The organism is Undibacterium sp. TJN25 (assembly GCF_049339885.1).
Classification (GTDB): Bacteria; Pseudomonadota; Gammaproteobacteria; order Burkholderiales; family Burkholderiaceae_D; genus Undibacterium.
The window spans coordinates 65,130-80,797 of record NZ_JBMPPM010000012.1; the positions used below are offsets into that span (position 1 = coordinate 65,130).

11 protein-coding genes are annotated in these 15,668 nt (G+C 55.9%); all 11 read right to left on the minus strand.

The genetic code is table 11. The features are described from left to right. Nucleotides 1-22: 22 nt before the first annotated feature. A complete protein-coding gene (locus tag ACO0LO_RS24530) occupies nt 23-1,066 on the minus strand; it encodes a PoNe immunity protein domain-containing protein (protein ID WP_422968353.1) in 1,044 nt (347 codons plus the stop codon). 2 nt (nt 1,067-1,068) lie between these two features. After that, nucleotides 1,069-2,676 (minus strand): hypothetical protein, encoded by a 1,608-nt coding sequence (locus tag ACO0LO_RS24535; protein ID WP_422968355.1) that lies wholly within the window; start codon nt 2,674-2,676, stop codon nt 1,069-1,071. A 131-nt stretch (nt 2,677-2,807) separates the two neighbouring features. Then, nucleotides 2,808-5,936, minus strand: coding sequence for a type VI secretion system Vgr family protein (locus ACO0LO_RS24540; RefSeq protein WP_422968357.1), 3,129 nt, complete (start codon nt 5,934-5,936; stop codon nt 2,808-2,810). A gap of 129 nt (nt 5,937-6,065) precedes the next feature. Continuing rightward, nucleotides 6,066-8,807, minus strand: coding sequence for a type VI secretion system ATPase TssH (tssH, locus tag ACO0LO_RS24545; protein WP_422968359.1), 2,742 nt, complete (start codon nt 8,805-8,807; stop codon nt 6,066-6,068). Between the two features lie 83 nt (nt 8,808-8,890). Beyond that, the gene (tssG, locus tag ACO0LO_RS24550; protein ID WP_422968361.1) at nt 8,891-9,973 is read right to left on the minus strand and encodes a type VI secretion system baseplate subunit TssG; all 1,083 of its coding nucleotides are present in this window, start codon (nt 9,971-9,973) and stop codon (nt 8,891-8,893) included. After that, nucleotides 9,937-11,781 (minus strand): type VI secretion system baseplate subunit TssF, encoded by a 1,845-nt coding sequence (gene tssF, locus ACO0LO_RS24555; RefSeq protein WP_422968363.1) that lies wholly within the window; start codon nt 11,779-11,781, stop codon nt 9,937-9,939. Before tssF ends, tssG begins: the two co-directional genes overlap by 37 nt. Continuing rightward, nucleotides 11,774-12,274, minus strand: a complete 501-nt coding sequence (gene tssE / locus ACO0LO_RS24560) for a type VI secretion system baseplate subunit TssE (protein WP_422968365.1) — start codon at nt 12,272-12,274, stop codon at nt 11,774-11,776. Before tssE ends, tssF begins: the two co-directional genes overlap by 8 nt. Nucleotides 12,275-12,419: 145 nt before the next feature. Continuing rightward, entirely contained in the window at nt 12,420-12,911 is a 492-nt protein-coding gene (locus tag ACO0LO_RS24565; RefSeq protein ID WP_394780053.1) for an Hcp family type VI secretion system effector, read from the minus strand. A 37-nt stretch (nt 12,912-12,948) separates the two neighbouring features. After that, nucleotides 12,949-14,433, minus strand: coding sequence for a type VI secretion system contractile sheath large subunit (gene tssC, locus ACO0LO_RS24570; protein WP_422968367.1), 1,485 nt, complete (start codon nt 14,431-14,433; stop codon nt 12,949-12,951). A 1-nt stretch (nt 14,434) separates the two neighbouring features. Then, a complete protein-coding gene (tssB, locus tag ACO0LO_RS24575) occupies nt 14,435-14,944 on the minus strand; it encodes a type VI secretion system contractile sheath small subunit (protein WP_422968369.1) in 510 nt (169 codons plus the stop codon). A gap of 68 nt (nt 14,945-15,012) precedes the next feature. Continuing rightward, nucleotides 15,013-15,531 (minus strand): hypothetical protein, encoded by a 519-nt coding sequence (locus ACO0LO_RS24580; protein WP_422968371.1) that lies wholly within the window; start codon nt 15,529-15,531, stop codon nt 15,013-15,015. Nucleotides 15,532-15,668 lie beyond the last annotated feature (137 nt).

The window sequence follows — 15,668 nt, forward strand, 5'->3', positions numbered from 1 at the left end:
TGCAGCCGAAATTGCGAGCCTGTCAGACTGCTGAATTTTGGTCTGTACTACGCTGCCAGATTGTTGCACCATAATTAGCACCGTCAAATACCGGCATGATCTCGCCCTGCTGAAAGAAACGGCGACTATTTGCGCGAGCAGGTGTTTCCCAGTAGCCTTCGGAAGGGCAAAGCTGGCCTCCTTGCACTCTTCCGGCCTGCGGAGCATCACTCTGGCCTTGGCTGGTATAACGGTCTTGTTCGCGCAAACTTTTTCCGTAAGCAACCAAGTCCTTTGGGTACACCAGATGGTCAATCAAACTATCGTTGATGTTGAGCAGATAGACTGTAGCCCCTGCTTCAAATGCCCAATAGCCATAATATGGTGCATGCCCCTCTTTGCTTGCTCGTAAGTGGCCATCGTACCAGCGTGGATGATCTTTCATCGCCGGATACCAGTTCTTTAGATATTTTCCTATTTCTTCCAGAGAGCTGTCATCGGAGTCGCTATAATATGAGTTTAGTAAATAGGTATAGGGCTTACCTAAAATGCAGGTCTCGATATCGATAGGGTCTTCCACATAAGCGCCTATCAGTTGCTCAAATAAGGCATCTTCACCGCGGTGGCTACGCATTACCTGGACTATTCGCCCGATAGATCGAACGTCCCGTAAAAGAACAGCAATGCCAAGTAATTGCATTGTGTCTTCATAATCTGCAGTCGAGCTGAAATCTGGCGCTGCCCGGTATTCATAAGGTCCATCTTCGGGAAATTTTTGGCGAACTGCCTTTAACCACAGTTGATGAGCCTCATTCCAAGCTTCAAATGCATCGACAATTGTCGAGAGGCGCGGCGCCAGCCCTTCAATTGCGCAGCCGGCAGTATAGTCCAGCATCCAGCTCCACAGCGACTCCAAATACAGCATGGCATAGCTTACCGAGTACGCTTCGGTACCAGGAGTCTGAATTTGTAGATTGTCCCTGTTGCCCGCCAATAGATCTTGTTGATTCTCTTGGGTTTTTTCATATAGCCGGGCATCTAAAAATTGTTGGCGACGTTTTTTCGGGAACGGCAACACGACATCCATCTTTACTTACCTTTCTTTCGAGACGCTTTTGGCGGCTGTTGTGGCTTTACTTTTTGTTCATCTTGTTCTTGCTCAGCGACTGGCTTTGTTTTCTTGGGGACTGACAACCGCCGATCTGCAACAAAATCAATATCTTCAGCATCAAAGGTTTCAGATACGCCATGTGTAGGTTTGTGAATATCGTGCAGTTTCACGTTATGAAAATCTGCGGAGGCCAGAATTTCAATTACTGCTTGCAGATGCTCATATATTCCTGCGGCGGGTATCAGACTCAGTCCTTTAGGATCTTTGTGTTTTCCAAACGGATTAGAGACTGTGGGTATAGCTAAAAACAAGTATACCCAACGGTTTTTCAGATTGCTATCAGATTGCATGGATCTTTGAGATGTGCTCGCGGCAATCCATTTTCGTCCCATCTGCGTTCCCTTTTTTGGCTCCCCTAGTAAGCTCCATAGTGCCAGTTGTCTGTCGGTCAGTGTTGCAGGTGCAGTCGGGATGCTGCCCAGCCTCATTTTCTTTTGCCCCATGCCGTACATGCTGCCGGCGCTTTCGCTGGTCTTGGCTTCTATAAAATGATAGGTTGCCGCATTAACTTGCCAGATTGTATCAACCCCGGATAACGTGACTTTGGCCAGATCTTCAGGCACAAGCTCGGAAGGCCTTTCGTCCTTGTTATTCGGCCCCACGATGCGCGGAAACGCTGATTTCCATTTGCCCTTGACGTCACCATGCGGCCATGCGCCTTTTGCATTGAGCTTGTGTTCCATGTGGTAGTAGTCAGCCATGTGCTCGCCGACCAGGCCGCGGGGAATAAAGGTGACATCGTTCAGCAATTCACGCGCGGTGCGTCGCGCGTGGCTGGTATGCCCGGTGTCCGCCTGCGTGGTCTGGCGGTTGGAATCTGCAAGTTTTTCGTGCGTTTTGCCTTTACCGGGCGACACGGGCTGTTCGGGTTTTGCCTTGGCAGCCGGTGCCTCGCTATGGTGTTTTGCCGGCGGCGCGGCGTGGCTTGCCGCCGCAGCGGGTTTGTCATTGTGCTTGGCGCCGCTATTACCCACTACGGCAGCGGCATAGGTAACTTTTTGGGCAACCCACAGCGCATCTTCGCCAAGCATGTCCTTGATCATTTCCTGCAGCGCAGCAGATCCTTCCTGGATACCAGCCTTCAGCGGGCCCCGTACCTGTTCCACCCTTGGTTTCAGGTCGCGCGCAAGATACTGGATGTCTTCCGGCAGCCACCAGTGCGGTTGGGACAGGATGGTCAGCAAGTCGACGCAATTATCCAGCGCATCCATTGATAACGTAATGGCCTGCTGGGTATTGGCTGCCCACTGGAAAGTCTTGAAAAACTTGATAGCGGCGCCCTTGCTTTTGCCAAGCATGCTTTCCACCAACGCAGAGCTTGGAAGGTGGCCTAGGAGCTTGCTTTCCTTGCGATATTTCTTGATCGGCTTGACGATGGTCTTGAACAGGCTGCCTACCTCGGGGATGCAGCCGAATGCTGCCAGCGCCATGTCGATCCAGTCATCCTTGTTGGCATTGGCAACACCTTTTTTACCGATACGGTAGATCATCCCGGATACATCCCGCACATCCATGATCTGGTCCACTACCGGGATCAGCGAAATGGCGCCGCCAACGATCATCGCAGCAGTGCCCTGGTCTTCTTCAAAATCTCCCAGGATCAGGTCTTTGAAGAATTTACCGATGTCGTTAAGAAGGCTGGTGTCTGGTGCTGTTGTCATGCGTCCTCGCCTGTTTCACTTTTCTTGCGTTCTGCATCGATCATTGCCTTTGCCTGGTCTTTCTGTTGCCGCGCCCGTTCCAGCAAGGGATCGGGCTTCAGGGGCTCCGGCTTCCATTCGCGCCGGTCTTCGCCGTATTCGACGTGATAGTCTCCCTTGGGAGCGTTTGCGACCAGCGCATACCCCTTGTCGTCCAGCGTTCCCTGGCGTGACGTACCGTCGGCGAAGGTGATTTTGTAGGGCGCGCCTTTCACTGGCTCCAGGTCGCTGTAGTGGAAATTAAGCTCGATATCTTTTTTCAGTTCGTCAGCTGTTGGCAATGCAGGCAAAGCGGGGTTGGCACTGGCCGGCCCTGCCAGCGCCTTCATGCTCGCATTAAACGCCATGGTTCCTGGCCCGTGGATCATGATGTTGCCGCCTTCCAGGCGGATATAGGCGCCTTGCGCCGTCAGCAGTACATGCTTGGGGGCGGCAATGGTGACGGCCTTGCTGATACTGGCGACCGTGATCTGTTTATCGGCCGTGACCCTGGTTTCGTCGCTTTGGCTCTGCATGCTGAATTTACCTGCGGCAGCGTGCAGCTTGATGCCGGTTTCCTTATTGGGCTTGTCCTTGCCGGTTTCAGCACCGGCTTTGCCGAAGGTGAACAGGCTGATGCCCGCCTTGACGGCATGGAGGTGGTTTCCCTGTGCCGCAAAGTTAATATCCTGGCCGGCAGTGATACTGCTGGTGTTGCCGGCATTAAAAACGGCGTCTGCCGGCGTTGTGGCAGCAATGCCAGCGGGGCTGCTGAACTGGATCTGCGGGTCGCTGTAAGCAGTGACCTGCCCCTGGCCGCCGCTACCGTCTGTGTTGCTGCCGGCATCGATGCCGGCGCTGGTCTTCAGCACTTCCCCGCTGTGTTCCTGCTGCTGCAGAGCGGGCAGCTTGGCGGGTTCCGGCTCATCCTGTTTTTTATCGTCCTTCAGCTTGGCATTGTGGGCCTGCGCAGTTTCGGCAAGACTGAGCTGGATTGCATGGCTGGCTTCTACCTGCGCTTGTGCTTCAATGGAATCCAGCTGGCTGCTGGTGGCATTGGCTCTTGCATCGGTGGTGATCAGCATGCCCTGCCCGGCCCTCAGTGCTGCGCTATGCTGGGTTTTGAGTTCGCTACCAAAGCCTGTCTTGTTCAGCCTTTGGTTGTCGGTCTGGTGGCGCAGGTGCCCGAGGTTGAGTTCGCTGGCGCCGTCATGCGGGCTGGCGTGGCTCTGGAGGCTGGTCCGGCTTTCTCCGGGGCTGTCGTCAAATACCAGCTGGTTGTAGCCGCCGCTGCCCTGCTGGCTGGCGCCCATGGCCTGGGTCTTGATACCCGAAAGCGCCGCCGGATGGGCATGCCCGTCGCTTTCGCCGGGGAACCAGGCGGGAGCATTGCCGGTGGCGGTGCCCGCGCCTTGCGCCAGCTGGTTGTATTGCGCGTCTTGTTGGCCCTGGCCGTTATACAGGCTGCCGATGATGACGGGGCGATCTATATCCCCTTCAATAAAATCGACCAATACTTCCTGTCCTATGCGGGGAACTGCATTGCTGCCCCAATTGGCTCCGGCAACGGGTGCCAGTGAGGTTGCAATCCTGACCCAGGTGCCGGATTGCTCGTTCGCCGGCGCGCCGGTATGACCGCTTGATTGTGGATGCGCCAGACGGCTATGGCTGTTGCCGCCGCGCTGCCAGTGAAACTGTACTTTAACCCTGTGGTCGCGGTCGGTATGGATGGCCGCGCCCTGCGGGCCCACGACGACAGCCGTCTGCTGTCCATAAACGGTGGGCTTGGGATGCAGCAGCTTGCCGTGCTGGTCGGTGCCCAGGTTGCGGTAGGGTATCTTGCTGCGGATGGCATCCACGCGATTGCGATAGATGGGCTTTTCGCCCTTTAGCTCGTCGGCCGATTGCAGTATGCCGGACAGGCTGAACGGATCTGCCTGCTGCGTTGCATTCTTGGATGTGTCTGCATAGGGCAGCCCCAGGCTTTGCGCGATATGGGCATGCAGATCGGCACTCAGGTTGTTATGTGCCTGGTGGACAACGCGCAGCACGACAAAGCTGCGGTCATCGTTGCTGGTTTCCAAATCATGCTCTGCGTGCCCGTTCAGCGTAAAGGTAGTGCCTGGCGCTAGTGAACGCACGGTGCCCGCACCGGTAAAAATTTTGTTATGGGCTTCCAGCGCCTGTAGCTGGTTGTTGGCGATACGCTGGCCTTGTTCCCTGGATTCGTAGCTATACAGGCCCGGCGCGTCCTGCGAAACCAGCGGCAGGCTGTTGCTGCTGTTGGCTGCTGTGCTATGTGCGGAGATCGGGCGGGTGTTGATCTGCCGGTAATCCCAGCTCAGCAGCTCTATGCCGCTGGTTTGCCAGCGCCTTTCGCTGCGCCAGCGGTCCATGCTGTCGCCGGGCATCACGGCGCCCGACTGCGTGAAATTGACCTGCGCCTGCTGGTTGGGCTGGAAGGCGCCGTTATGATCGGCAATCACCAGGGTGTGGCTACCCAGCGCGGGGCTGGCCGCATCGCCCGAGTGCTCTATCCACGAGAACAAACCCTCTTCGTTCATCAGCCTTTGCACAAAAGCCAGATCGCTTTCCTGGTATTGGGTTGTCAGCGAGCGCTTGGGATAGACAGAGGGATTTTCTACGTCCATACGCCACAACGGCAATAATTTACCCTGGCCTTCGTAATCCTGGAAAATGGATTCCAGGATTTGCAGCACCGTCATGTCCTGGTAGGTGGTGCTGTCGCGCCGCAACGCCAGCATGGCGGTCCAGGGCTCGGTCACCAGTTTGTAGCGGGCCATGCCACCGTTGGCGCCTACGGCCTCCACGGCCGTAATATGGCCATGGAAGGGGCGCGTGCTTTCCAGGCCGTCCGCTGTCAGCAGTTCCAGTAATACAGGCTGCCCGAGCAAGGTTTTGAGTTCGATATCGGCGTCGGTGGAGAGTGCGGTAACTTCCAGGCGGAAGCCTTCATTCAGGCTTTCCGTGCCGTGAAAGCTTTCCGCCATCAGCTGCGCCAGCCCCGCGGGCGTAGTCAGGCGCAGCAGACGGCTGTCCTGCGCCCATCCACCGCTCAGCATGTTGACGATATCGGCCGGTGTCATGGCTGGCCCTGATGTATTGCACTGCGAGCCTGAGTAGTTCGCGGATGCGGCATCGCACTCCCTCCTCCGGCGCCCGGGGCGGCATTAGAAAGGTACGCAGCTTGTGCTTGTATAAGGATTGCCATCATCTTATTTGATCGTGTACCTGAACTGGCCCCGCTTGTTGGCGCTGACCTTGATTTTGGCGATGCTCGCGCCTTCCGCCATCTTGGCGAGCACGCTCTCGGCAATTTCAGGCAGCAAGGTGCCGTTAAGGATGTTGTCGACATTGCGCGCGCCGGAATCGACCTCGGTACAGCGTGCCAGCACAGCGTCCACCAGCGCGTCGTCGTGGCTGAACTCTGCCTTGTGGTTGGCGCTGATGCGTTTCTGGATGTGCTTCAGTTTCAGCTCTATGATCTGGGCCAGGATGTCGTCAGCGATAGGATAAAACGGAATTACCTTCAAGCGTCCCAGGAAAGCCGGCTTGAAGGCTTTCATCAGTTGCGGACGGATCTGTTCTTCCAGCATGGCCGGCGTAGGGAGATCAGCGGCCTCCCTATTCAGGCAGGCTTGCATCATGAGGCTGGAGGCGACATTCGATGTCAGGATAATGATGGTATTCTTGAAATCGATCTCGCGGCCCTCGGCATCGTCCAGCACACCCTTGTCGAATACCTGGAAGAACAGCTCCAGCACATCGGGATGCGCTTTTTCCACTTCATCCAGCAACACCACGCTATACGGGTTGCGCCGCACCGCTTCTGTCAGCACGCCGCCTTCGCCGTAGCCGACATAGCCTGGTGGCGAGCCTTTCAGGCCGGAGACGCTATGCGCTTCCTGATATTCGCTCATATTGATCGTGACCAGCTTGCGCTCGCCGCCATACAGCACGTCGGCCAATGCCAGTGCGGTTTCGGTTTTGCCTATGCCTGAAGGACCCACAAACAGGAATACACCCTTGGGCTTGTTCGGATCATCAAGGTTGGCGCGCGAGGTGCGCACCCTTTGTGCGACTGCCTCAATCGCATGCGTCTGACCCAGCACTCTTTCCTGCAGCAGATTCTTCAGGTTCAGCACGGTTTTGATCTCGTCTTTCACCATCTTGCCCAGGGGGATGCCAGTCCATGCTGCGACGATCTCTGCGACGATGTGGCCGTCCACCTGTACCGGCACCATCGGCGTTTCGCCCTGGAGCAGCTTAAGCTGTTCGATCAGGTCCTGCAGTTTCTGGCTGCCTTCGCTGCTTTCGCTACCCTTTGCATCTCTCGTTTTTTTGCCCGATTTTGCGGGGGTATTTGTAACAGCAGGCGCATCCGCGCGGTTTTCCTGCACGCTGTTTTCTGCTGCCTCCAGTGAACTGCGCAGGGTCTTAATTTGTTCCGTGAGCTGTTTTTCCTGCTCCCAGCGCGAGGTAAGCAGGTCGCGGTCGCTGGCGAGGGTGACGGCAAGCTCCCGCAACTCCTGCAGGCGGGCGGCATGTTTGGCGCCGCTGCTCTGTTCTCTTTCCAGCGAAGCAGTTTCAGCGGTGATGCGATCCAGCTGTTTATGGATATTTTCCAGCAAGACCGGCGTTGCATTCTGCCCCAGTGCCACCTTGGCACAGGCGGTATCCAGCACGCTGATGGCCTTGTCAGGCAATTGCCGGCCGCTGATATAGCGGTGCGAAAGCCTTACGGCTTCAGTGATGGCCTCGTCGTAGACGCGCACGTTGAAATGCTTTTCCATCAGCGGCGCCATGCCGCGCAGCATGGCGCAGGCCAGCTCCTCGGAAGGCTCTTCCACCTTGATGACCTGGAAACGCCTCGCCAGTGCGGCATCCTTTTCGAAATATTTCTTGTATTCGCTCCAGGTGGTGGCGGCAATCGTACGCAGTTCGCCGCGCGCCAGCGCCGGTTTCAGCAGGTTGGCCGCATCGTTTTGCCCCGCCTGGCCGCCGGCGCCTATCATCGTATGTGCCTCGTCGATGAACAGGATGATGGCATGTGGGCTTTTCTTGACTTCGTCGATGACGTTTTTCAGGCGATTTTCAAATTCCCCCTTGACGCTGGCGCCGGCCTGCAACAGCCCCATGTCCAGCGTATGGATTTCCACGCCGTGCAGCACTTCCGGGACGTCCTTTTGCGCGATGCGCAAGGCCAGCCCTTCCACCACTGCGGTCTTGCCGACACCGGCTTCGCCGGTCAGGATGGGATTGTTCTGGCGTCGCCGCATCAGGATATCGATTGCCTGCCGTATTTCCATGTCGCGGCCAATGACAGGGTCAACCTTGCCATCCCGCGCACGTTGCGTCAGGTTGGTTGTGAACTGGTCCAGCGCAGGGGTTTTGGTGGGAGCGGGCCTGGTTATCAAATCCCCGGCCGGGTCTCCGCCCTCTTCCGGTTGTCCAAGAGGTACGGCGCTGCTGCCCTCTTGCGAACCGGCGGTCAGTTTGTCCAGATCGTGTTTCAAATCGTCCAGCTTGAACTTCACAAACAGTTTGGATCCGCGATACGCCAGTTGTGCCAGGTCCGGCTCGGTCAGCAGGGCCAGCAGCAAATGGCTGCTGCGGATCTGGTGTTCCTGGCCGGCCTGTGCATCCAGCGAGGCCAGCAGCCACGCATGTTCAAACAACTTGGGCAGGTGTGGCGAGAATACCGGCGTGCGCGCATTGCCGGTCTTGAAGCGGTTGATTTCCGTGCGCAGATCAGCTTCCAGGCTGGCGACACTGATGCCGCATTTGCGTGAAATGATGACAAAGTCGCTCTGCGGTTGCTCCAGCAATGCCAGGAACAGGTGTTCAATATCTACCTCATATTGGCCCAAACCAACGCAGATAGTTGCCGCCCTCGTCGCCGCCGTGCGGGAAGTCTCGTTCAGTTTGCTGATCAATGTCTTGAGATTGATACTCATCAATGCTTATCCTTGTTAGTAGATGAACCCGGCCCTGGAACCTGCCTTATCTTTCAATATTGCAGCCGCAATATCTGTGCGGTTTACAACGCATGTATTTCATATTTCACATCCTGGCGGTCTTCGGTCGCATCACCCGTGGTAAGGAAGCTATCCCATCCCAGCCGCCCGCCTTCACGTTCGCTTGCCAGGCTGGTGCCGTGCACATCCTGCCTGCGCAGAATCAGCTGCACCTCATATTCCAGGCAAAGGTTGCTGAACATCGTCAGCATCTTTTCCAGCGACCTGGCTGCTTTTTCTCCTGGCAGAAAAGTTTCAAAATCTTTCCTTGCCAAGGGACCTAAGATTACTTTCATGCGCAGGTCACGCTGCCACACGCGGGAGCCTGCCATGGCTTCCGAGCCGAGTATGGCGTTGCTCGCGCCCAGCATGGTTTGCTGATGCAGCGGCACGTCATACCAGAAGCCGATAAACTGTTCGATGGCAACCGGAACCGCAAAATATTCGCTGAGCACCTGCTGCATATACGCTGCTGAAGCAGGGCGTTGCATCATCGCCGAGGCGTAATACCCCATGGTCTGGTCAAATACACCCTCTTCCTCTTCGCTGTTTCTACGCTGCAGGGATTCATGGCCGACGCCTGCCAGCGACAGCAGCAGCGGCAGGAATTTATCTTCTCCGCCCAGCTCATACTTCAGTTCCAGCCGGTATTTACGCCAGGCCTGGTAAAACAACGCCACTGCGCGGTTGGAGAACGTGTCAAGAAAGGCCTTGGGGCCCTCATCCCTCTCAAACAGCAGATGCTCTGCGATGCGCTCGGTGTAGTGTGCTGGCAGCGTGCCGTTGCCGCCCAAAAAACCCATGAAGGAAGGCGTCATACCGATGTGGGCCAACTCTCCGCTCAGCAGCGCTGCCAGAAGTTCGTTGTCCGTTCTTTGTATCGTTGCCGGATACGGCGTCAGCGCATCTACTTCGCTGGCAGGAAAACTCAGTGACACCCTGTTCTTGAAGCGCAGGTATCCTGCGACGGCGTTGTCATGCGGCACGCCGTTCTGCTTGAGCCAAAGCTCAATAATGCGAACAGCCTGAAAGAACTGGAACCGGTAGGGCTCATCCAGCAGGCGCTGGACTACACTAGGCTCAAATCTCCGCTTCTCGGCAAGCATCGCAGCAGGTCCTCCCCTGTTCTATTTGAAACGATTACCAGCTGGGTAAAGCTGTTGGCGGTGACATACAGGCCCAGGAAGCGCTCCACGATATGCGCAAAAACGTGGATGCCGCTGCCGACGAAGCTTTCTTCGTCTATGGTCAGGCGCACCTCTATACCGCGTACCAGGCACGCAAATGGATTGCCTGGTAGCCAGGCTTTTGCCGCCTTGTGTTCGATATCGATGACACCGCCGATCTGGCGCTGCGACGTGGCAGACCTGGGCAGGTCGTACAGGCGCAGCATTTCCTGGAATGCTTCCAGGCCGCCCTTGGACAGCGATAAATGATTCAGTGACAGATGGGAGATCAGGCGCCAGTGCGCACCCCGGCCCCGTTCAAAACGGTGGGATTCAGTCGGTTTGCGCAGGAAGCTGATCGCACGTACCATGGAACCACCTTCCAGGAACAGGTCTCCGCCCGGCAGGCCATAGGTCAGTGACGCAGGAAGATCGCGGTTGCAGCAGGTCAGTTCCAGGCTCAATGTCTGGGTTTCCACGATAGCGGGGTCAAAGTCGATATCAACGATGGAAATTTCAGTCTCGTAGCCAGGGCTCTTCAGAGCTACCATCTCATCGCGGTGTGCAACCCAGTAATGCCCTTCTTTTTCCGAAGTTTCGCCATGCCTGAGCGAATAAAAAGGCCGGAATTCGGTAATGGATTCGCCTTGCGGCGTCTGGCGCACCAGTTTTACCGAATCAATGCTGTGCACTTCATAGGCAAACGCGCGACGCGAATCTGCTACCACCGGATAATGTGCCGCGGCATGCGTCAGGCGTATCGGATCACCCCTCTGCTTGAACAGGTTAATCACGGGCGTACAGCCCAGCAATACGTTATTGGCCGACAAATTGCCGAGCATGCGCGCCATATTGGAATCTGCCCGCAAACCTCCCAAGACCAGGTGCAAGGTGAACGACCTGCTGGCAGTCGGCAGCAGCTTGTTGATCGACGTCATGTCGATATCGAAAAAGTTAAATTTCTCCGGGAAGGTAAAATATTCTGTCAGTAGCCGGTATGCAGGATGCGAACGCGGCGCAAATGGTATCAATGCCTCGCTCTCGTCAAAACCCACGCCGGCAATTGGCGTCTTGGCCAGCGGCAGCCAGCGGCCATTCTGGTCCACCTCGACGTAGGCACATAGAGTGCGCATGAACAGGCTGTCGCGCAGGCCGGCGCAGAAAGAAGATTCACCGTCAATAAAGGCGCGCAATGACGGCAGGTTCAGCTGCGCAAATCCCGCCTGCATCGAGGTTGCGTCCAGCGTAATGCTGATGGTGGAGCTTGCCTTTGGCGGCAGCACTACCGCTTCCGGCGGCGATGCAATCGCATTGAATCTGGCTTGCGACAGACGGATCGGTGCAACCGTCACATCGTACACAGTCTTGAACTTGCAGGCGACGCCCTTCACAGGACGCGTCGCCAACTCGGTGCCGCGCGGTATTTCACTGGCTGCAGTCAATTGTGCCGCAGCGGCGCTGTAATCCATCCTGGCAATCGAACAGGAAGGAAACGGGCGCAGGTAATGCGGGTACAGGACATCGAACAATGCCTCTGTGAATTCTGGATAGTCGTCATCCAGTCGCTTTGAGATGCGCGAATTGAGCAGCGCAAACGACTGTATCATCCGCTCGATGTGGGGATCTTCACAGACCTCGCCCACCATCAGCAGACGCCCGGCAATTTTCGGATAGCGTTCTGAAAATTCGCGGGAGTAACGTCTTAAAAAACCTAGTTCGCGCTCATAGTACGGAAGCAATTCATCCATGTGTCATCCCGGCACGCGCTGCCCTACGGGTCTTGCTGATGGAGTAATGCAGGCTGGACGGTTGCAGTACCGCGTCGAAACTGACCGGCTCCTGCGCTGGATGCACTACCAGCAATGCAGAAATGGCGAAATTCAGCCTGTTGATCGAGCCTTCCTGCACTTCCAGTGCGGCTTTGACATTGCGCAGCCTCGGCTCATGCCGGGCAATGGTTTGCTCCAGCGAACGGCAGATAAATGCACGGTCGTCTGTGCTGGCCAGGCTCAGGCCCGCAAAGTCGCTCAAGCCGTAGGTGGCAATCGATTTACTGCATTCAGGGTAGGAAGCCAGCAGGCCTTCAGGGATAATTTTTCTGGTATTCAACAATGCTTCGAGATCGCGTGCGACTGCATCCTTAAGGTCTTCCATTGAAAGACGTGTGACGGTATCTCCGGATGACGTATGTCTCCCGTCTCCCATCAATTTATCCAGCAGCCCTGGGGCGAAACCTTGCATTAATGTGCTTCCCAAAAAAAATACCGCGGCTTAAAAGAACGCCTGCCCCGCAAGTCCGCCGCAGAAAAATACCGGCAAGCTATGCCGTTTATTGTTTGCAGCGAACCTGCGGACCAGGACTCCGCCCGCGGATCTACAAAAAAATTTAAATCGTTTTGTTCGCAGACAGATCCCAGCCGCCGGAAGTATTGCCACCGGAGCCGCCGCCTACTTTTTGCTGCGTGTATTTCCATTTCACCTTGGAGTATTTCAGGCGGACTTCTTCACCCAAAATCGCGCCTGGCGCAATCGCCGGTGCTACGCCGCCGACCAGGACGTTTTCCAGTTCGATTTCAAAGTACTTGATGCGCTGGCCCTGAGCATCGGCACGCAGGAACTCAAACTTGGCTTTCGGAATGGTTTTGCCCGAGGAGCTGTTTTGCAGCAGCAGCGGTGTGGACAGATCGGCCAGTTTCGAGATCACGATGTCTTTGTGCTCGCAACGTTCCGCCGTATGGCCGCCGCCTGTTGACGAGGTAGCAGTTTTAGGCTGAAGCACTTCCCATTGGACACCGGTACATTCGATCCAGTCCTTGTGGTCGGTATCGGTTGATTCACCTTTGATACCATCAATTTGCAGGTAGACGTCGATTGCCATTATTTATCATCCTAAATAAGTACTAAATTAAAAAAAATTACGACTTGGTCGATTGAGGCAGCTCCGCGACCAGACGGAGTGACACTGATAATTCATCCAACTGGAAGTGAGGGCGCAGGAAACTGACTGCGCGATACACCCCGGGGCGTCCCGGTACTTCCGACACTTGGACTGATGCTTCCCTTAACGGGAATTGGGCTTTCTGTTCCTGACTGGCGTTATCGTCCAGAAGTACATACTGGGTCAGCCAGCGGTTCAGAAAATCTTCTACATTCGAGGCGGCGGCAAAGCTGCCGATCTTGTCGCGCATCATGGCTTTCATGTAGTGCGCGATGCGGGAAACGGCAAAAATATACTGCAACTGTGCAGACAGCACGGCGTTGGCATTGGCTGAGTCGGTGTTGTATTTCTTGGCCTTCTGCGTGGACTGGGCGCCGAAAAATGCGGCGTAATCCGTATCCTTGCAATGCACCAGCGAGATAAAGCCGAGGTCGCTCAATTCTTTCTCGCGCCTGTCGGTAATGGCAATTTCAGCCGGGCATTTCAATGCCACTTCGCCTTCGTCGGTTTTAAAGGTATGGGTGGGCAGGTCTTCCACCAGACCGCCGCCTTCGACACCGCGGATTGCCGCGCACCAGCCGAAATCGTCGAATGCCTTGGTCAGCTTGGTACCCAGAGCGTAGGCGGCGTTGCACCACAGGTATTTCTGGTGATCCGTACCGTCCACGTCCTCGACAAAATTGAAGCCCTCCACTGTTGCGCCATCACGCGGATTGAACGGCAGGCGGCCGAGAAAGCGTGGCAAAGTCAGACCCACATAGCGGGAATCTTCGGATTCGCGGAAGGATTTCCATTTCGCGTATTCCACCGTGTCGAATATTTTCGACAGGTCCCTGGGCTTGCCCAGGTCGCTGTAGGTTTCCAATCCAAACAGCTCCGGCGACGCAGCAGAAATGAAAGGCGCATGGGCCGCAGCCGCGATATGCGACATCTGCTCAATCAGGTACATGTCTTCCGGCTGGCGCGTGACTTCAAAATCGCCGATCAGCGCGCCGAATGGGGCGCCGCCGAAGGTGCCGAATTCCTCTTCATACACTTTCTTGAACATCGCGCTCTGGTCGAATTCAAGCGCCGTCTGAAAATCCTTGACCAGTTCTTTCTTGGTCACATTGATCATCTTGATCTTCAGGCTCTGGCTGGTCGACGTGTTCTTGACCAGGTAATTCAGACCGGTCCAGCTGCTTTCCAGCTTTTGGAACTCGGGCGCATGCATGACGGCGCTCAGTTGCCTGGAAATAAGGCGGTCCAGTTCGGCAACGCGGGCATCGATGGTCGCGGCAAGGTTTTCCGAAACCACCACCGTGCCTAGCAGCACCTGGCTGACCAGTTCCGAAATGATGTCTTTTGCACGGGCATGTTCAGTGGAAGATTTCGCCACTTTGCTTTGCTCTACAATCTGATCAAGCAAACCGGACTCCGTGATTTCCCCGGCAGCGGAGGTAGCCAATTGTTGTGCGGACATTTCAGGTTCCTTGCTTGTTGGACTGTTGACTGAGGGTGGCGAGTTTTTCCGTGCTATTGAGCACGTCGTTCAGAATGTCTTCCAGCTTTTCATTGCCAGCCAGCTTGTTCCTGAGGTCGGCCAGTTTGGTACGCGCTTCCAGTAATTTTTTTAATGGTTCTACCTGTTCCACGACGGACTCGGGGCGAAAATCTTCCATGGAATTGAAGGTCAGGTCGACGGCAAATTCACCGCCCTGCTCGCTCAGTTCGTTGGGCACGCGATACACAGCCTTTGGTTGCAGGCCCTTCATGACTTCATCGAAGTTGTCACGGTCTATTGCGACAAATTTTCTGTCCTTCAAACGTGGCTGCGGCAAATCCGATTTTCCGCTGAAGTCACCTGCAACGCCGACGACAAAGGGCAATTCCTTTTGTTCGATGGCATCGCCGATCTCCACGTCATAGGTCATCTGAACCCGCGGAGGCCGCACTTTTTGCAATCGTTTTTGTACACTTTCTTGTTTTGCCATTACAGTTCCCCTAGGAGGCTAAAAAATGACCGGATCTATCGGCCTGCTTTCAAATATGTGACGACTCTTTATTTCAAGGAACCGAAAGGATTGCTGTCTGCCTTCTGCGCTTCCACCGGCGGTTTCGCAGACACTCCCTTCGTGGCGCGAGGTACAGCCGCTGCCGTTGCAGTACCGGCTGCACCGGCAGCAACGGCCGGTTTTGCTGCTGCCACTGCAGGCTTGCCGCGTGTCGGGACCAGCACTGTCTCTCCCAGGCTCTCACGCAGCAGCTTCGCCAGGTCTTGCGCTTCAGTGCGGACCGAACCTGTCAGGTTGCTGCGCTGGCTTAGATCTGCAAGCGCCTTGGTCGAAAGCCGGAGTCCACTAACGGCGATGATGCTGTTGGCCACGTTGTCGCTTGCATCCCGTTGCAGCACTTCCAGCGCATTGGTGATGGCGCCACCATAATTGGCGCTATCAAAATTGAGCTGGGCCATCCGCAGCCAAGGCGCTTTGTCTGCCGGATACAGGTTTGCCGCGTTTTTCAGCACGCTAACCGCCTTATCCGGCTGGCCGCCTTCAGAGGCAACAGAAGCCTGTGTCATCAGGCTATCCAGGCTTGGCGGCGGGGGTGCATCAGCGGCTTTATCCGGCATCTGCGCGCAAGCACTTAACAGTATTGCGGTCGCGATACACGACAAGAATTTTGTTTTCCGACCAGGCATGCGTTTCTCTCCGGCAA

Excerpts from the sequence above, each read along its gene's own strand:
- ACO0LO_RS24530 (WP_422968353.1), bottom strand. The coding sequence starts at position 1,066 with ATGGATGTCGTGTTGCCGTTCCCGAAAAAACGTCGCCAACAATTTTTA.
- ACO0LO_RS24540 (WP_422968357.1), bottom strand. The coding sequence starts at position 5,936 with ATGACACCGGCCGATATCGTCAACATGCTGAGCGGTGGATGGGCGCAG.
- tssH (WP_422968359.1), bottom strand. The coding sequence starts at position 8,807 with ATGAGTATCAATCTCAAGACATTGATCAGCAAACTGAACGAGACTTCC.
- tssG (WP_422968361.1), bottom strand. The coding sequence starts at position 9,973 with ATGCTTGCCGAGAAGCGGAGATTTGAGCCTAGTGTAGTCCAGCGCCTG.
- tssF (WP_422968363.1), bottom strand. The coding sequence starts at position 11,781 with ATGGATGAATTGCTTCCGTACTATGAGCGCGAACTAGGTTTTTTAAGA.
- tssE (WP_422968365.1), bottom strand. The coding sequence starts at position 12,274 with ATGCAAGGTTTCGCCCCAGGGCTGCTGGATAAATTGATGGGAGACGGG.
- ACO0LO_RS24565 (WP_394780053.1), bottom strand. The coding sequence starts at position 12,911 with ATGGCAATCGACGTCTACCTGCAAATTGATGGTATCAAAGGTGAATCA.
- tssC (WP_422968367.1), bottom strand. The coding sequence starts at position 14,433 with ATGTCCGCACAACAATTGGCTACCTCCGCTGCCGGGGAAATCACGGAG.
- tssB (WP_422968369.1), bottom strand. The coding sequence starts at position 14,944 with ATGGCAAAACAAGAAAGTGTACAAAAACGATTGCAAAAAGTGCGGCCT.
- ACO0LO_RS24580 (WP_422968371.1), bottom strand. The coding sequence starts at position 15,531 with ATGACACAGGCTTCTGTTGCCTCTGAAGGCGGCCAGCCGGATAAGGCG.